The sequence below is a fragment of the Streptomyces sp. NBC_00212 genome, from assembly GCF_045206365.1.
Taxonomy (GTDB): Bacteria; Actinomycetota; Actinomycetes; order Streptomycetales; family Streptomycetaceae; genus Streptomyces.
Genome location: NZ_CP108115.1, coordinates 2,392,439 through 2,411,034 on the forward strand (window position 1 = coordinate 2,392,439; position 18,596 = coordinate 2,411,034).

The 18,596-nt window shown below is 70.7% G+C and carries 17 protein-coding genes; 8 read left to right on the forward strand and 9 right to left on the reverse strand.

Annotated features, from left to right (window positions below):
- Window positions 1-57 precede the first annotated feature (57 nt).
- From OHA17_RS10800 to miaA, 5 genes are all read right to left on the reverse strand, one after another.
- Complete coding sequence (locus OHA17_RS10800; RefSeq protein WP_406506187.1) at window positions 58-1,521, reverse strand: M1 family metallopeptidase; 1,464 nt, start codon at window positions 1,519-1,521, stop codon at window positions 58-60.
- 76 nt (window positions 1,522-1,597) lie between these two features.
- Window positions 1,598-3,682, reverse strand: coding sequence for a RelA/SpoT family protein (locus OHA17_RS10805; RefSeq protein ID WP_398879846.1), 2,085 nt, complete (start codon window positions 3,680-3,682; stop codon window positions 1,598-1,600).
- 207 nt (window positions 3,683-3,889) lie between these two features.
- The gene (dapF, locus tag OHA17_RS10810; protein WP_406506189.1) at window positions 3,890-4,753 is read right to left on the reverse strand and encodes a diaminopimelate epimerase; all 864 of its coding nucleotides are present in this window, start codon (window positions 4,751-4,753) and stop codon (window positions 3,890-3,892) included.
- Between the two features lie 77 nt (window positions 4,754-4,830).
- Window positions 4,831-5,409, reverse strand: a complete 579-nt coding sequence (locus OHA17_RS10815) for a hypothetical protein (RefSeq protein WP_406510684.1) — start codon at window positions 5,407-5,409, stop codon at window positions 4,831-4,833.
- Between the two features lie 107 nt (window positions 5,410-5,516).
- Window positions 5,517-6,455 carry a tRNA (adenosine(37)-N6)-dimethylallyltransferase MiaA gene (miaA, locus tag OHA17_RS10820; protein WP_406506191.1) on the reverse strand — a complete coding sequence of 313 codons (939 nt, stop codon included), beginning with the start codon at window positions 6,453-6,455 and terminating at the stop codon, window positions 5,517-5,519.
- A gap of 182 nt (window positions 6,456-6,637) precedes the next feature.
- On the opposite strand from miaA, the gene OHA17_RS10825 reads away from it, so the two are divergent.
- Window positions 6,638-6,931, forward strand: a complete 294-nt coding sequence (locus OHA17_RS10825) for a hypothetical protein (protein WP_406506193.1) — start codon at window positions 6,638-6,640, stop codon at window positions 6,929-6,931.
- A 21-nt stretch (window positions 6,932-6,952) separates the two neighbouring features.
- Complete coding sequence (locus tag OHA17_RS10830) at window positions 6,953-7,195, forward strand: antitoxin (RefSeq protein WP_053726390.1); 243 nt, start codon at window positions 6,953-6,955, stop codon at window positions 7,193-7,195.
- Between the two features lie 74 nt (window positions 7,196-7,269).
- Here the strand turns inward: OHA17_RS10830 and OHA17_RS10835 are convergent, their stop codons facing one another.
- Window positions 7,270-7,971 (reverse strand): class III extradiol dioxygenase subunit B-like domain-containing protein, encoded by a 702-nt coding sequence (locus OHA17_RS10835; protein WP_406506195.1) that lies wholly within the window; start codon window positions 7,969-7,971, stop codon window positions 7,270-7,272.
- 77 nt (window positions 7,972-8,048) lie between these two features.
- Window positions 8,049-9,536 carry a tRNA (N6-isopentenyl adenosine(37)-C2)-methylthiotransferase MiaB gene (gene miaB / locus OHA17_RS10840; protein WP_398879837.1) on the reverse strand — a complete coding sequence of 496 codons (1,488 nt, stop codon included), beginning with the start codon at window positions 9,534-9,536 and terminating at the stop codon, window positions 8,049-8,051.
- Window positions 9,537-9,605: 69 nt separating this feature from the next.
- Here miaB and OHA17_RS10845 point away from each other — a divergent pair, with 69 nt between their 5' ends.
- Window positions 9,606-10,601: a TAXI family TRAP transporter solute-binding subunit gene (locus tag OHA17_RS10845; protein ID WP_406506197.1), complete on the forward strand. Its 996-nt coding sequence runs from the start codon at window positions 9,606-9,608 to the stop codon at window positions 10,599-10,601.
- 165 nt (window positions 10,602-10,766) lie between these two features.
- Here the strand turns inward: OHA17_RS10845 and OHA17_RS10850 are convergent, their stop codons facing one another.
- Window positions 10,767-12,170 (reverse strand): ATP-binding protein, encoded by a 1,404-nt coding sequence (locus tag OHA17_RS10850; RefSeq protein ID WP_406506199.1) that lies wholly within the window; start codon window positions 12,168-12,170, stop codon window positions 10,767-10,769.
- 15 nt (window positions 12,171-12,185) lie between these two features.
- Window positions 12,186-12,887, reverse strand: a complete 702-nt coding sequence (locus OHA17_RS10855) for a response regulator transcription factor (RefSeq protein ID WP_053726394.1) — start codon at window positions 12,885-12,887, stop codon at window positions 12,186-12,188.
- Window positions 12,888-13,188: 301 nt separating this feature from the next.
- Between OHA17_RS10855 and OHA17_RS10860 the strand changes: the two genes are divergently transcribed.
- The 5 genes from OHA17_RS10860 to OHA17_RS10880 all read left to right on the forward strand — a co-directional run bounded on the left by OHA17_RS10860 (window position 13,189) and on the right by OHA17_RS10880 (window position 18,482).
- Window positions 13,189-13,974 carry an amino acid ABC transporter ATP-binding protein gene (locus tag OHA17_RS10860; protein ID WP_406506202.1) on the forward strand — a complete coding sequence of 262 codons (786 nt, stop codon included), beginning with the start codon at window positions 13,189-13,191 and terminating at the stop codon, window positions 13,972-13,974.
- Between the two features lie 114 nt (window positions 13,975-14,088).
- Complete coding sequence (locus OHA17_RS10865; protein WP_406506204.1) at window positions 14,089-15,009, forward strand: glutamate ABC transporter substrate-binding protein; 921 nt, start codon at window positions 14,089-14,091, stop codon at window positions 15,007-15,009.
- Window positions 15,010-15,103: 94 nt separating this feature from the next.
- Complete coding sequence (locus tag OHA17_RS10870) at window positions 15,104-15,751, forward strand: amino acid ABC transporter permease (RefSeq protein WP_053726397.1); 648 nt, start codon at window positions 15,104-15,106, stop codon at window positions 15,749-15,751.
- Entirely contained in the window at window positions 15,748-16,662 is a 915-nt protein-coding gene (locus tag OHA17_RS10875; RefSeq protein WP_406506206.1) for an amino acid ABC transporter permease, read from the forward strand. Before OHA17_RS10870 ends, OHA17_RS10875 begins: the two co-directional genes overlap by 4 nt.
- 143 nt (window positions 16,663-16,805) lie before the next feature.
- The gene (locus tag OHA17_RS10880; RefSeq protein ID WP_406506208.1) at window positions 16,806-18,482 is read left to right on the forward strand and encodes an FAD-dependent monooxygenase; all 1,677 of its coding nucleotides are present in this window, start codon (window positions 16,806-16,808) and stop codon (window positions 18,480-18,482) included.
- Window positions 18,483-18,596: the final 114 nt, after the last annotated feature.

Consider the following 18,596-nt stretch of genomic DNA (forward strand, 5'->3'; position numbering starts at 1 on the left):
GGTGCCTCCAGGGCCGTCACCCCGGTTTTCCGGCCCTGGTCCCGGCCCGGTGACCGGTCAGGCGTGCTTCGGCTTCTGGGTGTGCCAGTCCGCGTGGCCCGGCATCGGCGGCGTCTTCTCCCCGTACAGCCACGCCTTGAAGAAGCCGGACAGGTCACGGCCCGCGATCCGCGAGGCGAGCGCGGAGAAGTCGGCGGTCGTGGCGGTGGAGTCCCGGTGGTCCCGCACCCAGCGTCGCTCCAGGCGGCCGAAGGCCTTCGGGCCGATCTCCTCGCGGAGCGCGTACAGGACGAGGGCGCTGCCGTCGTAGACGATCGGCCGGAAGATCCCGATCTTCTGTCCGGGGGCGGACGCCCTGGGCGCGGCGGGCGGCCCGCCGGCGGCGCGCCAGCCGTCGGACAGGCCATAGGCGGCCTTCATCCGCTGGTCCATGGACCGCTTGCCGAACTCCTCGGCGTACTTCGCCTCGTACCAGGTGGCGTGCCCCTCGTTCAGCCAGACGTCCGCCCAGCCGCGGGGCGAGACGCTGTCGCCGAACCAGTGGTGGGCCAGCTCGTGCACCATGACCGCGTCCACGTACCACTCGGGGAACTCCGGCCGCACGAACAGGGACCGCTCGAACAGGGTCAGGGTCTGCGTCTCCAGCTCGAAGCCGGTGTCGGCGCCCGCGATCAGCGCCCCGTACGTCTCGAACGGGTACCGCCCGACCTGCCGCTCCATCCACGCGATGTGCCCGGGCGTCTTCTTCAGCCAGGGCTCAAGCACGGCCTGGTCGGCGGCGGGGACCACGTCGCGGATGGGCAGCCCGTGCGGCCCCTCCCGGTGCAGCACCACGGAGTGCCCGATCGACACCTGGGCCAGCTCGGTCGCCATGGGGTGACTGGTGCGGTACGTGGAGACGACGCGGCCTCCCTGGCGCTCCCGCGCGACCGGCAGCCCGTTGGCGACGACCGTCACATCCGCCGGGGCGGCCACGTGGAAGGTGAAGAACGCCTTGTCGGAGGGGTGGTCGTTGCAGGGGAACACCCGGTGGGCGGCGTCGGCCTGGTTGGCCATCACCAGACCGTCGGTGGTACGCACCCAGCCGCCGTCACGTGCCGCGTTCGGGTCGCTGGTGTGCCGCACGGTGATCCGCACCCGCTCACCGGCGTGGACCGGGCTCTGCGGGGTGAGCACCAGGTCCTCGTCGGCGCTGGCGAACTCCGCCGGCCGCCCGTTGACCTCGACCCCGTGCACCGTGCCCCGGGCGAAGTCGAGGTTGATCCGCTCCAGACCGTCGGTGGCGACGGCATCGATGGTGGTGACGGCCTCCATCGGCTTGCTGTTGTCACCCAGATAGGTGAGCCCGATGTCGTACGAGAGCACGTCGTACCCGGGGTTGCCCAGATGCGGGAACAGCGGATCCCCGATCCCGAGCGGCACCGGGGCGGGCAGGGCCGCGGCGACTACGGACGCCGCGGCCGCGCCAAGCAGCACGGCACGCAGTCGGCGGGAACGGGGGCGGCGCGGGGTCAGCGACATGCCCTACCGCTACCAGCGCGATGGTCATCAGCTCAGCCGACTCGCATGGGGGCCACTCGAACGAGGGGCGTGCTGCTCACCCCGCGGCCGCCGGATGCTGCGCCCGGCTCACGTCGTACACCCCCGCCACGTCGCGCATGGCCCGCATGAGGGCGGGCAGCCCGGCGGCGTCCGGGAGTTGGAGGGTGTAGGTGTGGCGCACCCGTTGTTCGCTGGGGGGTTCCACCGTGGCCGAGACGATGGCCGCGTCGGCGCCGGCGATGGCCTCCGTGAGGTCGGCGAGGAGGCGGGGGCGGCCGAAGGCCTCGGCGACCAGGGTGACCCTGCACTCCGCGGCGTCCCCCCAGCGCACCTCCACGGGCGCGCGTCCCACGGCCTTCATGCGGGCGACGGCCGGGCACTCCTGGCGGTGGACGGTCACCGCCGCGCCGCGTACCGAGAACCCGGTGACCACATCGGGCGGCACGGGGGTGCAGCAGCCGGCGAGACGGACCGTCACATCGGGCAGGTCGGTCACCGCGTTGGCGGCCGCGCGCCGGTCGGCCGGGACGTTGACCTGCGGCCGGGGCGCCGCGGCCGGCACCTTGACGCCCTCCGGGTTGACCGCGAGCCAGCCGCTGATCGCGATCCGCGCGCCCGGGGTCCTGGCGTGGTCGAGCCAGTCGGCGGAGGGGCCGGAGGTGGCGTCCTGGGCGAGCAGGGGCTGCACGGTGTCGCCGTCGTTCAGGACCGTACTGAGCGTCGCCAGGCGGCCGTTGACGCGGGCGCCGATGCAGCTGTGGGCGTCCTCGCCGTACTGCGCGTACGCGGCGTCCACACAGCTCGCGCCGGCCGGCAGGACCAGGGTGTGGCCGTCGGCGCAGAAGACCGTGATCTCGCTGTCCCCCGCCAGTTCCTCGCGCAGGGAGGACCAGAACGTGTCCGGGTCGGGGGCGTTCTGCTGCCAGTCGAGGAGGCGGGAGAGCCAGCCGGGCCTCGTGGGGTCCTCGCGTTCGTCGCCCGCCTGCTGCGCCCCGTCGCCGGGGCCGCCCGCATAGGGGTTGCCGAGCGCGACGACGCCGGCCTCGGCGACCTTGTGCATCTGGTGCGTACGGATGAGGACTTCGGCGACCTCGCCGCCCGGGCCGACGACCGCCGTGTGGAGCGACTGGTACAGGTTGAACTTGGGCGAGGCGATGAAGTCCTTGAACTCGGAGACGACCGGCGTGAAACAGGTGTGCAGTTCCCCCAGGACCGCGTAGCAGTCGGCGTCCTCGGCGACCAGGACGAGCAGCCGGCCGAAGTCGCTTCCGCGTAGTTCGCCGCGTTTGAGCTGCACCCGGTGCACGGAGACGAAGTGGCGTGGCCGGATGAGGACTTCGGCGTTGATCCCGGCCTCGCGCAGCACCCCGCGCACGCCGTCGGCGATGCCGGTGAGCGGGTCGACGGTGCCGGAGTTGGCCGCGATGAGGATCCGGGTGCGCTCGTACTCCTCGGGGTGCAGGATCGCGAAGACCAGGTCCTCCAGTTCGGACTTGAGGGCCTGCACGCCGAGGCGTTCGGCGAGGGGGATCAGAACGTCCCTGGTGACCTTGGCGATCCGGGCCTGTTTCTCGGGCCGCATCACACCGAGGGTGCGCATGTTGTGCAGCCGGTCGGCCAGTTTGATCGACATCACGCGTACGTCGTCGCCGGTGGCGACCAGCATCTTGCGGAAGGTCTCCGGTTCGGCCGCGGCTCCGTAGTCGACCTTTTCCAGTTTGGTGACGCCGTCCACCAGATAGGTGACTTCCTCGCCGAATTCGGCCCGTACCTGATCGAGCGTCACTTCGGTGTCCTCGACGGTGTCGTGGAGGAGCGACGCGGTCAAGGTGGTGGTCTCGGCGCCCAGTTCGGCGAGGATCAGCGTCACGGCCAGCGGATGCGTGATGTAGGGCTCGCCGCTCTTGCGGAACTGGCCGCGGTGGGACGTTTCGGCGAGGACGTACGCCCGGTGCAGCACGGCCAGATCGGCGTCGGGGTGGTGGGCCCGGTGCGCGTCGGCCACATGGCCGATGGCGTCGGGCAGCCGGTCCCGGGAGACCGGGCCGAGCAGTGCCGCGCGACCCAGCCGGCGGAGGTCGATCCTGGGGCGGCCGCGTCGGCGGCTCTGAGCACCAGGATTTGTGGCCTCTGCACTCATGGGGCACCTCCGGCAGCATCGACCGGTGGTGGAGGGACCGGCGTGCCCCTCCGGACCGGTGCTTGATGCTACCGACCCCACCACGTGGCGCAGTCCCGCTCTCGCTCAGCGTGAACCGGATCACCCATTCGAGCGAAGGTTCAGGACACGGCCGTTTCGATCCCGGCGGGGCCGATCATGGTGCGGCAAACGCCTTCGGAGGCCGGGTCAGGCGGTCAGCAGCGACGGGTCGATGACGCCTTCGGCGACGATCACCGCGGGTCCGGTCATCTCGATCTCACCGTCCGGGTACTCGGTGATGACCAGGGTGCCGCCGGGAAGGTCGACCGTGTACGTCGCCGGGGTGCCGGTGACCGCCGGGTCCGCCCCGTCCCTGCGTGCGGCGGCGACGGCGACCGCGCAGGCGCCGGTGCCGCAGGAGCGGGTCTCGCCCGCGCCCCGCTCGTGGACCCGCATCGCGACGTGTGCGGGGCCCCGGTCCACGACGAACTCGATGTTCACGCCGTCCGGGTAGACCTCCGCCGGGCTGAACGGAGGCACCGAGCGCAGCTCTCCCGCGTGCTCCAGGTCGGCCACGAAGGCGACCGCGTGCGGGTTGCCCATGTTCACGTTGCGCGCGGGCCAGCTGCGGCCGTCCACGCTGACCGTGACCCCGGCCTCGGGGAGCAGGGCGCGCCCCATGGAGACGGTGATCTCACCGCCCTTGGCGATGTGTACCTTCTTGACCCCGCCACGGGTGGCGACGGCCAGGTCGCCCTCCTCGACGAGCCCGGCGCGCTCCAGGTAGCCGGCGAAGACGCGCACCCCGTTGCCGCACATCTCGGCGATCGAGCCGTCGCCGTTGCGGTAGTCCATGAACCATTCGGCCTCGCCGGCCATGGCCTTCGCCTCCGGGTGGGCCGCGCTGCGCACCACGTGGAGCAGGCCGTCGCCGCCGATTCCGGCCCGGCGGTCGCAGAGCCTGGCCACGACGGGCGCGGGCAGATCGAGGGCGTTGTCCGGGTCGGGGACGATCACGAAGTCGTTCTCGGTCCCGTGGCCCTTGAGGAAGGCGATCGGCGAAGTGTTCACGCGTCAATCGTACGGGGACGCACTGACAGCGGGCCGGGACGGCGGTCGTGAACTGCGGTTACCGACCTGAGGCGGGCTCAGCGGAGCCGGGCCACGCGCCAGACCGCGAGCGCGACGACGACGCCGGCGACACCCACGTACAGGGCGAGGACCCGCCAGTCCGGCCGCTCCTTGGAGCCCCGGGTGGGCAGCCCCGGCCAGGTGTGGCCGACGCGGCGCGCGGCCATCATGCCCCAGCCCGCGGCGCAGCAGCTGATGAGGAGTCCGAGCATGGCCACGACCGGTCCGCCGTCGCCGAACTCGAAGGCCAGGGGGAACGCGAACATGAGCGAGCCGAGCGCCGCGAGCATCACGATGGGGGCGAGCTGCCAGATCCTCAACCGGCGCTGGGGGCGCAGTTCGACCTCGACCTCACCACCGTCGGAGACCGCTCCGACGGAGCCGTCCTCCGGCCCGTCCGGGCTCAGTCCCGAGGCGCCGAGCACCGCGGAACCCAGCGCGGACGAGGTCGCTTCCGGGGCGCGCGCGGTGTCGTCCGCGCCTTCGGCAGATTCCGCTTGCGCGGTGTTCGGGGTCGCTGAACGGTGATCCGTCGAGCTCTGGCGCGCGGTGTCGTCCCGCGATCCTTGCTCTCTGTCCCGAGGGCCGGCCTCCATCGCCACGCGCCCTCCCAACTCGGACTCCACTGGTCGATCGACGATTGATGATGGCACGCGCGAGAGTGCCGCAATGACCGGCGGAGCGTCCCGATGCCATCACGTGATCAGGCTGTAACCGCTCGTTCGACCAACGCCAGCGCCTGGTGCGGGAGTTCCGCGCGGTGCTCTACGGCGCCGCTCAACCAGTGGACGCGTGGATCGCGTCGAAACCAGGAGTCCTGGCGGCGCGCGAAGCGCTTGGTGGCGCGCACCGTTTCGGCGCGCGCCTCGTCCTCGGTGCACTCGCCGGCGAACGCCACGAGGATCTGCTGGTAGCCGAGCGCCCGTGACGCGGTACGCCCCTCGCGCAGTCCGCTTTCCTCCAGCGCCCGCACTTCTTCGATCAGTCCCGCTTCCCACATCCGGTCGACGCGCAGCGCGATCCGCTCGTCGAGCTCGGGGCGGCCGACGTCGACGCCGATCTGGACGGTGTCGTACACCGATTCATGCGTGGGGAGATTGGCCGTGAACGGCCGGCCGGTGATCTCGATCACTTCGAGGGCGCGGACGATCCGGCGGCCGTTGCTGGGCAGGATCACGCGGGCCGCCTCGGGGTCGGCGGCCGCCAGCCGGACGTGCAGGGCGCCGGGGCCCCGCACCTCCAGCTCGCTCTCCAGGCGGGCGCGCACTTCGGGGTCGGTCCCCGGGAAGTCGAGCACGTCGATCGCTCCGCGCACATAGAGTCCGGATCCGCCGACGAGGACGGGGGTGCGCCCTTCGGCGAGCAGCCGGTCGATCTCGGCGCGGGCGAGCTTCTGGTAGCTGGCGACATTGGCCGGTTCCGTCACGTCCCAGATGTCGAGGAGGTGGTGCGGGATGCCGCCGCGCTCGTCGAGCGTCAGCTTGGCGGTACCGATGTCCATCCCCCGGTAGAGCTGCATGGAGTCGGCGTTGACGACCTCGCCGCCCAACTGCTGGGCGAGGAAGACGCCCAGATCGGACTTTCCGGCCGCTGTCGGGCCGACGACGGCGATGACCCGCGGTGCGGGAGCTGCACTTCTCACGGTCACAGTCTCGCAAACCTCCCCGGCCCTCCTCGAACGAGCTACGTGACGGGGCGCCGCTGGCTTCGTTGCCTGTTGCGAGGTTCCGAGCGCCGGTTTGTTGACCGGTGCCGCCGGGCGACGCAATGAGGCGCTCCGGTTGGCGCGGGATTTCGCCCACACGAGTACGCTATGGAGTAGATATGGGCGTTTTTTCAAGGTTTCGCCGTAAGGCCGATGCGGCTGTCGCGGAGTCGACCGAGGAAGTGAAGGCCGCCACGCCGACGGCGGAGCCGGAGACCGAGGGCGGCACCGACACCGCGGCGGACTGCCCGGCCGCCGAGGCTTCCGAGGTGTCCGAGGCATCCCAGGCCGCCGAGGAGACCGAAGCGGCGGAGCCCGCCGAGCCCGCTGCCGCCGAGGGGGTCGAGATCCCCAAGCAGCAGTCGGCCGAGGAGGCGGCGGACAGCGAGGCCGGCGAAGGCGCCCGCAAGTAGTCCCACGAGGGAAGGTGCCCCATGGGTTTCCTGGACACTTTGAAAGCCAAGCTGGCCCCGGCCAAGGACAAGGTCTCGGACCTCGCGCAGCAGCACGGGGACAAGATCGACCACGGCCTGGACAAGGCCGCCAAGCTGGTCGACGAAAAGACCAAGGGCAAGTACAGCGACAAGATCGAGTCGGGTACGGGAAAGGCCAAGGAAGCCCTGGACCGCATCTCCCACAGGGACGGTGGCGGCACGCCGCCGACGTCCGCCTCCTGAACCGCGCGCGCCGGAGGGCCGTGGAGCTGCCTGCTCCACGGCCCTCCGCCGTGTCCTCTTGAAAATTCTGGGTTTCAGGACCAGACGCCGACGAAGTAGCCGACTCCGTAAGGCGCGTCCTCGTAGAGCAGCCGTCCGGCGAGACCGGCGTCGCCGCCCGCGCCGGCGAGCACCTGCCAGGGTGCGCGTCCCGCCACCTTCAGCTCGTACGCCAGCCGGTCGTCGAGGCTCATCAGGGTGTCGGTGTCGGCCGCGCCGAGGGCGGCGGACGCGACCTCGTCGAAGCTCGCGGCCCGCTCGTCCAGGTAGCCGGGCGCCTTGAGGGTGCGGCAGGCGCTGCCGTCGCCCATGACGAGCAGGGCGACGCGGGCGGCCCTGGCCGCGAGGTCCCTTCCAATGCCGATGCAGGGCTCCGGTTCCAGTCGCTCGGCGACGGCGAGCCCCTCGACGGGGGCGTCCGCCCAGCCGGCCCGCTCCAGGAGCCAGGCGCCGACCGTCAGCGACAACGGAAGCCGCTGTCCGCCGGCTTCGCCCGGCCCGAGGCGTACGGAGACGTCGACGCCGATCCCGGCGAAGGAGCCGACCGCCCCTTGCCGGAAGGTGCCTCCTTGCTCCGCCGGGCCGACCACGACCAGGAGGTCGGGCCGGGACGCGGCGAGGACGCCGACCGCGTCGGCACAGGCGTCGCGTGCCGCGTCGAGTTCCGGCGCGGCGCCCGCGGCGACCTCGGGTACCAGGAGGGGCGGGCAGGGGCAGACGGCTGCGGCTACGAGCATGATCCGCAGCCTAGTCCCGTTACGGCGGCCCGGCCCTGCCGTCCGGACTCGGCGGCGGGGACGGGGACCGTGCGGGCTCAGAGGACCGAGCAACCGCCCGTGGGCTCCGGGAGCGGTGCCGGGGCGCCGATCGACGGCAGGCCGAGCATCACGCCGGCCGGCTTCTCGGCGGGGGCCGCGTTGCGCTTCTCCCAGGCGTCGCCCGACCGGGTACGGCGCACCGAGGTCGTCGGACCCTCGGCGAGCAGGTGGTGCGGGGCCGCGTAGGTGATCTCGACGGTCACCACGTCGCCCGGGCGCACGTCCTGATCCGGCTTGGTGAAGTGGACCAGACGGTTGTCGGGGGCGCGGCCGGAGAGGCGCTGGGTGGAGCCGTCCTTGCGGCCCTCGCCCTCGGCGACCATGACGTCCAGAACGCGGCCGACCTGCTTCTTGTTCTCCTCCCAGGAGATCTCTTCCTGAAGGGCGGACAGCCGCATGTAGCGATCCTGAACGACATCCTTGGAAATCTGTCCGTCCATGGTCGCCGCGGGAGTTCCGGGGCGCTTGGAGTACTGGAAGGTGAAGGCGTTCGCGAAGCGGGCCTCACGGACCGTGTGCATGGTCTGCTCGAAGTCCTCCTCGGTCTCGCCGGGGAAGCCCACGATGATGTCGGTCGAGATGGCGGCGTGCGGAATGGCGGCGCGCACCTTCTCGATGATCCCGAGGAAACGCTCCTGCCGGTACGAGCGGCGCATCGCCTTGAGGACCGTGTCCGAGCCCGACTGAAGCGGCATGTGGAGCTGCGGCATCACGTTCGGCGTCTCGGCCATGGCGGCGATCACGTCGTCCGTGAAGTCACGCGGGTGCGGCGAGGTGAACCGGACCCGCTCCAGGCCCTCGATGTTGCCGCAGGCGCGCAGCAGCTTGCTGAAGGCCTCGCGGTCGCCGATGTCCGAACCGTAGGCGTTGACGTTCTGCCCGAGCAGCGTGATCTCGGAGACGCCCTCGCCGACGAGCGCCTCGATCTCGGCCAGGATGTCGCCGGGACGGCGGTCCTTCTCCTTGCCGCGCAGCGCCGGGACGATGCAGAAGGTGCACGTGTTGTTGCAGCCCACCGAGATGGACACCCAGGCCGCGTACGCGGACTCGCGGCGGGTCGGCAGCGTGGACGGGAACGCCTCCAGGGATTCGGCGATCTCGACCTGCGCCTCCTCCTGGATGCGGGCGCGCTCAAGCAGCACCGGCAGCTTGCCGATGTTGTGCGTGCCGAAGACGACATCGACCCAGGGGGCCCGCTGCACGATGGTGTCGCGGTCCTTCTGGGCGAGGCAGCCGCCCACGGCGATCTGCATGCCGGGCCGCTTCGTCTTCATCGGGGCGAGCCTGCCGAGATTGCCGTACAGCTTGTTGTCGGCGTTCTCCCGCACCGCGCAGGTGTTGAAGACGACGACATCGGCATCACCGTCGGCGCCCTCGGGCGCGCGGACATATCCGGCCCCCTCAAGGAGGCCGGACAGCCGCTCGGAGTCGTGGACGTTCATCTGGCACCCGTAGGTGCGCACCTCGTAGGTCTTCGCACTCATCTCGTACACCAGGGTACGGGGCCCGCCGCCCCCTGGTCCTCGCGGGCGATGAACTGGCAGGATCCAGCCATGCTCCCCGCTCTGTCCCGGCTCGGCCGCCGTCGCGTCCTGCAAGGGTCCGCGGCCGCCGTGGTGGCCGTCGGGCTGCTCCTGTGGTGGCTGGTGCCGTTCGGCAGCCGGTCGCCCGCGGGAAACATCGACTTCAGTACGGGCGTCCGCACCGGGGTCTACCAGCGGTACGGCGAGCTGCTCCAGCAGGCGCTGGCCAGTGATCTGCCGGACGTGCACGTCAATCTCCGCACGAGCCAGGGTTCGCAGCAGAACCTCCAGCGCCTGGCCGACGGCATCTCCGACTTCACCATCGCCACGGCCGACTCCGTCGACAAGTTCCGCAAGGACAACAAGCCGGGCGCGGACCGGCTGCGCGGCTGCGCCCGGCTGTACGACGACTACGTGCAGCTGGTGGTGCCCCAGGACTCGCCCGTGCGCTCGGTGGCGGATCTGCGCGGCAAGCGGGTCGCCGTCGGGCAGGAGGGCTCCGGGGTCCGGCTGCTCGCCGACCGGCTCCTGCCGGCCGCAGGGCTGAACCCGCAGAAGGACATCACTCCCGTCCCCGCGGGCATCGACACCATGCCCGACCTGCTGCGGAACAAGCAGATCGACGCCTTCTTCTGGTCCGGTGGGCTGCCGACCACGGCCGTCCTCAGACTGTCCGAGGCGTACCCCATCCGGCTTGTCCCGCTCGCCGACCTGGTGTCGGCCCTGCACAAGGCGGACGGCAGCACCGGCTACTACCGGGCGGCGACGATGCCCGCCGACGCCTACCCCAAGGCGCAGCGGGGCGTCCCGGTGCCGACGATCGCCGTGGCCAACCTGCTGGTCACCACGGACCGCACGGACGCGGCGCTGACCGAGGGCTTCACGCGCACGGTGATAAACAGCCGCGACCGCATCGGGCGTGAGGTGCACGCGGCACAGCTGGTGGATCTGCGGACGGCGATCTATACGGATCCGCTGCCCTTGCATGACGGGGCGCGGAACTACTACCGGTCGGTCAAGCCCTGACGACCGGCGGCGGTCAGAATCTGACTACTGACCGCTGAACCCTGAAATCCGAAGGCCAAGAGCTGAAATCTGAAAGCTGAAATCTGTCAGCCGTCAGGTGTCGGTCACCCCGTGGCCAATGACCGCCGTCAGCCGCCCGCCCCTGGCCCTCACGCCCTCCCTCCCTCACGCCCCCGGTCGCGTACGCGGCACGGTGACCGTCACGCGCAGGCCGTGCGGGTCGTGGTGGGCGTAGGCGATGGTGCCGCCGCCTGCCGCGAGCAGGGCGCGGGAGATGGAGAGGCCGAGGCCGGAGCCCTTGATGTTCTGGTGGCGGCCGGCGCGCCAGAAGCGGTCGCCGATGCGGCCCAGTTCCTCGTCGGAGAGGCCCGGGCCCCGGTCGGTCACCGTCACGGTGGCCCGGGGGCCGTCGACGGCGACGGTGACCCGGACTTCCTCGCCTTCGGGGGTGAACTTCAGCGCGTTGTCGATCACGGCGTCCAGCGCGCTGGAGAGCGCCACCGGGTCCGCCCAGCCGGTGGCGGCGGCCGAGCCGTCCGCGATCAGCCGTACCCCCTTGTCCTCGGCGAGCGGCCGCCACGCGGCGACCCGCTCCGTCACGAGCGCCCCCACGTCGGTGAGCTGGAGGTCGGCCGCGGCGTGCTCGGCCAGCGCCAGGCCCAGGAGGTCGTCGAGTACTTGGGCCAGGCGCTTGCCCTCGGTGCGGACCGAGGCGATCTCCTCGTTCCCTTCGGGGAGTTCGAGCGCGAGGAGCTCGATGCGCAGCAGCAGGGCGGACAGCGGGTTGCGCAGTTGGTGCGAGGCGTCGGCGACGAAGGCGCGCTGCTGTTCGAGCACCTCTTCGACGTTGTCGGCCATCTCGTTGAACGAGTGGGCCAGCCTCCTGAGTTCCGGGGGCCCGCCGGCGGCCGCCACGCGCGATTTCATGCGGCCGGTCGCGATGTCGTGGGTGACGGCGTCCAGGACGCGTACGGGCCTGAGCACCCAGCCGGTGAGCCGGAACGCGGCGCCGACCGCGAGCAGCATGGCCGCCAGTTCGCCGGCCGCGATGAGGAGCCAGCCGTGCAGGGTGCCCGAACGCATGCTGCCGGTGGGCGAGTCGGTGACCACTACCGCGATCACGTCGCCCTCGCGCACGACGGGCGAGGCCACCACCAGGCGGCCGCGCTGCCACGGCCACACCTGGGCCGGGTCGTGGCTGCGGCGCCCGGCGAGGGCCTCCTGGAAGGCCATGTGTCCCTCGCCCTTGGCGGGCACGCTCCAGCCCGTGGGGGCGCTCGCCATGGCGGTGCCGTTGCGGAAGAAGACGCCTGCTTTGATCCCGTACAGGGTCGAATAGCGGGTGAGTTCCTCCTCCAGGGTGGTCAGCCGTTCCGCGCTGTTGGTGTCGTTGCCGTCGGGGGCCGTGACGAACTGGGCCAGCGCCGCGAAGCGCGCGGTGTCGTCGATGCGGTCGACGACCACCCGCTGCTGCTGGGCGTGGGCCACGCTCAGGGCGAGCGGGAAGCCGAACGCGACCAGGACGAGCGCGAGCAGGAAGATGAGCAGCGGCAGGAGTCGGGTGCGCACCGGGCTTCTCGGGCCTCAGATGGCGGCCGGCGCGACGAGGCGGTAGCCGACGCCGCGCACGGTCTCGATCAGTGCCGGCATGCGCAGTTTGGAGCGCAGTGAGGCGACGTGCACTTCGAGGGTGCGGCCGGTGCCTTCCCAACTGGTGCGCCACACCTCGCTGATGATCTGTTCCCGGCGGAAGACGACCCCGGGGCGCTGGGCGAGGAGTGCGAGCAGGTCGAACTCCTTGCGGGTCAGTTGGACGCTCTCGCCGTCGACGCTGACCCGGCGGGTGGGGAGTTCGATCTGCACGCGGCCCAGGCGCAGTTCGGCCTCGGCCGACTCGGGGCGCGCGCCCGGCGGCGGGCGCCGGATGACCGCGTGGATACGGGCGATGAGCTCACCGGTGTCGTACGGCTTGACCACGTAGTCGTCGGCGCCCAGGTTCAGCCCGTGGATGCGCGAACGGACGTCGGCGCGGGCGGTCACCATGATCACGGGGATGGAGGTGCGCTTGCGGATCTTGCCGCAGACCTCGTAGCCGTCCTGGTCGGGCAGCCCGAGGTCGAGCAGGACCACCCCGAAGGGTGGTTTGGCGCAGCGCTCGTCAGGAAGGAGGGCCTGCAGCGCCTCTTCCCCGTTGCGGGCGTGCTTCACCTCGAACCCGTGCTTGGACAGCACGGCGGACAGGGCGGCGGCGACGTGGTCGTCGTCCTCGACGAGCAGCAGTCTCATGGCCCCCCCCTGGATGTTCCCGGGCCTTTCGGGCCCTTGTGGCCTTTCGGCCCGAACGTTCATCGGCCGCTTCACGGCATGTACCCCCGAATCCACGCCCATGGTCGCCACTCCGGTCAAGGGGGCGCCCGCCCCTGCGCATCATCCGTTACGGAGCCGGTATTCCGCCGGGGTGTGCGCTCACCCAGAGTGCTTCCACGCAACCGGATCGTTATGCTCAAGTTCCGCTCAGATGTAATGACGCTGGTCACAACTCACCACTACGTTCCTCCCCAACCGAGGAGGACGGAGCAAGAAGCCGATGAGCGGAGTATCAGTGGCCAAGGGGACCGAGGACGCCGTACCAGCGTCGGGTGACCTGGTCGTGCTGAACAACGTCAACAAGCACTTCGGCGCGCTGCATGTGCTCCAGGACATCGACCTGACCATCGCCCGTGGCGAGGTAGTCGTCGTCATCGGGCCCTCGGGGTCCGGGAAGTCCACGCTGTGCCGCACCATCAACCGCCTGGAGACGATCGATTCCGGGGCGATCTCGATCGACGGCAGGCCGCTGCCCCAGGAGGGCAAGGAGCTGGCGCGGCTGCGTGCCGATGTCGGCATGGTCTTCCAGTCGTTCAACCTCTTCGCGCACAAGACGGTCCTTGAGAACGTCATGCTGGGCCAGGTGAAGGTCCGCAAGGCCGACAAGCGGGCCGCCGAGCAGAAGGCCCGCGCCCTGCTCGACCGGGTCGGCGTGGGCACCCAGGCCGACAAGTACCCGGCGCAGCTCTCGGGCGGTCAGCAGCAACGCGTCGCGATCGCACGGGCGTTGGCGATGGACCCGAAGGTGATGCTCTTCGACGAGCCCACGTCGGCGCTCGACCCGGAGATGATCAACGAGGTTCTTGAGGTCATGCAGCAGCTGGCGCGGGACGGGATGACGATGGTCGTCGTCACCCACGAGATGGGCTTCGCCCGCTCCGCCGCGAACCGGGTCGTCTTCATGGCCGACGGCAAGATCGTCGAAGAGGCCACGCCGGACCAGTTCTTCAGCAACCCGCGCAGCGACCGGGCCAAGGACTTCCTGTCGAAGATCCTGCACCACTGACGAGAGCCGGCCGGCAGTCGACTGGCGTGTGCCGCCCGATGGTCGGCATCGCCCGGTGACGCCTGTCGGCCGACCGATGACGACCAACGACCAACGACGCAAGGAATGTTCGCCATGATGCTCCGCAAGTCCGCCGCCGTCGCGGCGATCGCCGTGCTCGCCCTGACCGCGACCGCCTGTGGCGGCAAGTCCGGCTCCGCCGGTGACAAGCAGTCCGCCCAGCCGGGCTCCAGCGGCGCACCGCAGCTGCCGACGTACACCGTCGCCTCTAACGTCACCCTTGACTCGCCGACCTTCAAGGCGGCCAAGGCGCGCGGCAAGCTGGTCATCGGCTCCAAGGCCGACCAGCCCTACCTCGGCTTCGAGGACCAGTCGACCAAGGAACGCTCCGGCTTCGACGTCGAGATCGCCAAGATGGTCGCCGCCGACCTGGGCTTCAAGCCCGACCAGATCGAGTGGAAGACGGTCGACTCCGGCGTCCGCGAGACCGCGATCTCCAAGGGCCAGGTCGACTACTACGTCGGCACCTACACGATCAACGACAAGCGCAAGAAGCAGGTCGGCTTCGCGGGCCCGTACTACAAGGCCGGTGCCGACCTGCTCGTCCGCAAGGACGACACCTCGATCACCGGCAAGGACTCCGTCAAGGGCAAGAAGGTCTGCTCGATCGTCGGCTCCACGCCGCTCCAGGAGATCAAGAAGCCCGAGTACGGCGCGTCCGTCGTCGAGCTGTCCAAGTACTCGGACTGCGTGCAGCAGCTCCTGTCCAAGCAGGTCGACGCGGTCACCACCGACGACGCGATCCTCAAGGGCTATGCCGCCAAGAACTCCGGCAAGCTCCGCGTGGTCGGCAAGCCGTTCACCGAGGAGCCGTACGGCATCGGCATGAACAAGGACGACAAGGCGCTGCGCGACTTCATCAACACCTCGATCGAGAAGCACGAGCAGGACGGCACCTACAAGAAGATCTACGACGCCACGCTCGGCCTTTCCGGCTCCAACTACCAGGCCCCGCCGACCGTCGTCCGCTACTGATCGATCCCGCTCGACGCGCCCCGTACGCAGTACGGGGCGCCACAGCCCCGCCCCGCCCGATCCCCCAGCCGCTGCCCGCCGACGCGGAGACCCCATGAACGTACTGCTCGACCATTTCGCGGAGTTCCGCGACGGCTTCATAGGCACTGTGGAGATCACCGCCGTCAGTTCGGTCATCGCCCTGGTCCTCGGACTGCTGCTCGCCGGTTTCCGGGTCTCTCCCGTGCCGCCGCTGCGCTTCTTCGGCACCGCCTGGGTGACGCTGCTGCGCAACACCCCGTTGACCCTGCTCTTCCTGGTCTTCTTCTTCGTCGTGCCGGAGATCTTCTTCCCCGGCATGAGCCCGTTCCTGCTCGGTTCGCTCGCGCTCGGCTTCTACACCGCGTCGTTCGTCTGCGAGGCCGTGCGGTCCGGCATCAGCACGGTGCCGCTGGGGCAGGCCGAGGCCGCCCGTTCGATCGGCATGAGTTTCACGCAGACGCTGCGCCTGATCGTGCTGCCGCAGGCCACCCGGACGGTCATCCCGCCGCTGAGCTCGATCTTCATCGCGCTCACCAAGAACTCCGCGATCGCGGGCGCCTTCAGCGTCACCGAACTGTTCGGCTGGCAGAAGCTGCTGAGCGAGGACGGGTACGACATCGTTCCCGTGTTCATCTGGGTCGCCCTGGGCTATCTGATCGTCACCTTCGCGATGAGCGGTCTCTTCCGTCTTCTTGAGCGCCGCATGGAGGTCGCCCGATGAGTGCCAGCGTTCTCTACGACGCCCCCGGCCCGAAGGCTGTCGTACGCAACCGGATCTACGCCGTCGTCGGTTCCCTCGCGCTGATCGCGCTGATCGCCGTCGCGATCGTCCGCCTCGCGGACAAGGGCAACCTCGACTACGAGATGTGGGACATCTTCAACTACTCGGGCATCCGGCAGAACATCGCCGACGCGGTGCTCGCCACCCTCAAGGCGTTCGGCCTCGCCGCCATCGGCTCGCTGGTGCTCGGGCTGGTGCTGGCCGTGGCCCGGCTCTCCGACCACAAGCCGGTCCGCTGGGCGGCCACCGCCTTCGTCGAGCTGTTCCGTTCCATCCCGCTGCTCATCACGATCTACGCGGTCTGGGTCGGCTTCCTGACCGACTACTCGATGTGGGCGCTGGCTCTCGGCCTGTCGATCTACAACGGCTGTGTGCAGGCGGAGGTGCTCCGCGCGGGCGTCAACTCCGTGCCCAAGGGGCAGCGCGAGGCGGCGTACGCGCTCGGCATGAGCAAGTCGCAGGTCATGATGAGCGTGCTCATGCCGCAGGCCGTCCGGGCGATGCTGCCGACGATCATCAGCCAGCTCGTCGTCACCCTCAAGGACACGTCGCTCGGCTTCATCATCCTGTACCCGGAGCTGCTCCAGACGGCGCGTCTGATCGCGAGCAACACCCAGGTCAACGGCCAGTATCCGTACGTCTCGACCATTGTCGTCATCGGCTCCATCTACGTGGCGATGTGTCTGGTGCTCTCCGCGCTCGCGACCTGGATCGAGAAGAGGGGGCGCCGGGCGAAGACCGGCATCGCGATGGGGGCGGCCGCCGCTCCGATCACGGCCGCCGGCCCGGGCTCCGTTCTCGTTGCCGAGGGGACCGATGGTCCCGACGTGGCGCCTGCTACGACGAACTGACGGCATATGAGGCAGCGACGACTCCGTCGCTGCCTCCGTCACTTGACGCAAGCACGCGCAGTGGGTTGCATACGTTCTGTGATCGTGCACCGGGTTCCCCGCGCCACCTGCAAGCCGTCCCGACCCGCCTCGGGAGCCACGCCGTGGACCCGGTGATCGTCGTCGGCGCCGGTCCGGTGGGACTGGCGCTGGCCCTCTCGCTCGCGGCCCAGGGCGTGCCGTCGGTGGTCCTCGACGAGGGTCCGGGCAAGGACGAGGCCCGCCAGGTCCGCACGGTCGTCCTGCGCCCGGACATCGCCTCGTTCGTGGCGGGCCTCGGCTGTACGACGGTGCGCGACGAGGGTGCGCGCTGGGTCGCCTGGCGGTCCATGAGGCGCGGTCGGCTGGTGCGCCACGTCAGGTTCGGCGAGTCCCTGGACGACGGGCCCTCACCGGTGCACATCCCGCAGCACGCCCTGACCCGCGGGCTGCGCGACGCCCTTGCCGCGTCCGGTCTCGTACGGGTGGTCACGGACAGCCGCCTGGACACGCTGGAACAGGACGCGCAGGGCGTCTCCGTCCACACCTCGGGGCCCGGCGGAACCTGGTGGCGCGGCAGCTATGTGGTGGGCTGCGACGGTGCCCGGTCCACCGTTCGCAAGCTCCTCGACGTCCGTTTCGCCGGCCGTACGGCGGTGGAGCGTCAGGCAGTCGTGGCCCTGCGCACCGAACTCCCCTGGCCGGGCGAGGCGTTGCTGCACCGGCTGCCGCCCTGGCGGGCCAGTGGCGACGAGGTGACCGCCCGCCCCCTCCAGGACGGCATCTGGCGGCTGGACTGGCTGCTTCCGCCGCGCGCCGAACTGGTCACGCCCGACGCTCTGATGGGCCGGATCCGGGACACGCTCGCGGGCTGGTGCGGGCCGACACCGCCGTACGAACTCCTCGACACCGGCGTCCACACCGTGCACCACCGCCTGGCCCGGCGCTGGCGGGTGCGCCGCGCGTTCCTCGCGGGGGACGCCGCGCACCTGCTGGGCGCGCTCGGCACACAGGCCCTGGACGAGGGCCTGCGGGACGCCCAGAACCTCGCCTGGAAGCTGGCCCAGGCCTGGCACCACGGGGCTTCAGAGGTGTTCCTGGACAGCTATCAGACGGAACGGCGGTCGGCGGTCGCAGCGCGGCTGCGCGCGGCCGACCAGTCGTTGCCGATCCTGCGCGGTGGTGCGGGGCCACGCGGCTGGATCCCGGGGACCACCCGCGGCCACGACGCCCTGGTGACCGACGGACACTTGGGGCGGGGCCCGCTCGGCGCGCCCCCCGCGTACCCGCACTCCCCCCTCACACCCCCGTACACCGAGTCGCACATCCCGGTCGGCACGGGGCTGGGCGCACCGGCCGCCGACATCTGCGTCACGGCCCCCGACGGCTCGGCCGTGTCCCTGCGGGACCGGCTCGGCAAGGGCAGGCTCCTGGTCGTCCTGGTCGCCCCGGGCACCGGCGTCTGGGACCGCCGCCACTGGCTCACGGCCGGGGTCATGCCCCGCCTGGCCGCCGCGGTGTCGGCGCTGCCGCTGGACGCGGAACTGCTGGTCGCCGAGGACTATCCCGGCGCCCCCGCCCACGCCGTCCTTCTCGTACGCCCCGACGGGCACCTGGCCGCCGCGTTCAACGGGGTGCAGCCCACGCAGTTGTACGCCGCGGCTGAGGCCGTGCAGGGAGAGGCCGGCCGGGGCGAGCCGGGTGCGGGGGCGGGTGCCGGAGGTGCGGGGGTCGCGGGGGCTGGTGCTGGTGCTGGGGTGGGGGTTGAGGAGACGGAGGGGCGGACGGCTGACATCAAGTGATGTCTGTCGGCTGATGCCTGGAGTTGGCCGCCTGGAATCTGTCAGCTGAAATCTGTCAGCCGCGATCCGTCGGCTGACGGCTGGCGGCTGACAGCTGACGTTGGGGGAGCCCTG

Excerpts from the sequence above, each read along its gene's own strand:
- OHA17_RS10815 (WP_406510684.1), bottom strand. The coding sequence starts at position 5,409 with ATGGAGGCCGGCCCTCGGGACAGAGAGCAAGGATCGCGGGACGACACC.
- OHA17_RS10800 (WP_406506187.1), bottom strand. The coding sequence starts at position 1,521 with ATGTCGCTGACCCCGCGCCGCCCCCGTTCCCGCCGACTGCGTGCCGTG.
- OHA17_RS10870 (WP_053726397.1), top strand. The coding sequence starts at position 15,104 with ATGAACGTACTGCTCGACCATTTCGCGGAGTTCCGCGACGGCTTCATA.
- OHA17_RS10825 (WP_406506193.1), top strand. The coding sequence starts at position 6,638 with ATGGGCGTTTTTTCAAGGTTTCGCCGTAAGGCCGATGCGGCTGTCGCG.
- OHA17_RS10845 (WP_406506197.1), top strand. The coding sequence starts at position 9,606 with ATGCTCCCCGCTCTGTCCCGGCTCGGCCGCCGTCGCGTCCTGCAAGGG.
- OHA17_RS10835 (WP_406506195.1), bottom strand. The coding sequence starts at position 7,971 with ATGCTCGTAGCCGCAGCCGTCTGCCCCTGCCCGCCCCTCCTGGTACCC.
- miaB (WP_398879837.1), bottom strand. The coding sequence starts at position 9,536 with ATGAGTGCGAAGACCTACGAGGTGCGCACCTACGGGTGCCAGATGAAC.
- OHA17_RS10865 (WP_406506204.1), top strand. The coding sequence starts at position 14,089 with ATGATGCTCCGCAAGTCCGCCGCCGTCGCGGCGATCGCCGTGCTCGCC.
- OHA17_RS10855 (WP_053726394.1), bottom strand. The coding sequence starts at position 12,887 with ATGAGACTGCTGCTCGTCGAGGACGACGACCACGTCGCCGCCGCCCTG.
- OHA17_RS10830 (WP_053726390.1), top strand. The coding sequence starts at position 6,953 with ATGGGTTTCCTGGACACTTTGAAAGCCAAGCTGGCCCCGGCCAAGGAC.
- OHA17_RS10805 (WP_398879846.1), bottom strand. The coding sequence starts at position 3,682 with ATGAGTGCAGAGGCCACAAATCCTGGTGCTCAGAGCCGCCGACGCGGC.
- OHA17_RS10875 (WP_406506206.1), top strand. The coding sequence starts at position 15,748 with ATGAGTGCCAGCGTTCTCTACGACGCCCCCGGCCCGAAGGCTGTCGTA.
- OHA17_RS10860 (WP_406506202.1), top strand. The coding sequence starts at position 13,189 with ATGAGCGGAGTATCAGTGGCCAAGGGGACCGAGGACGCCGTACCAGCG.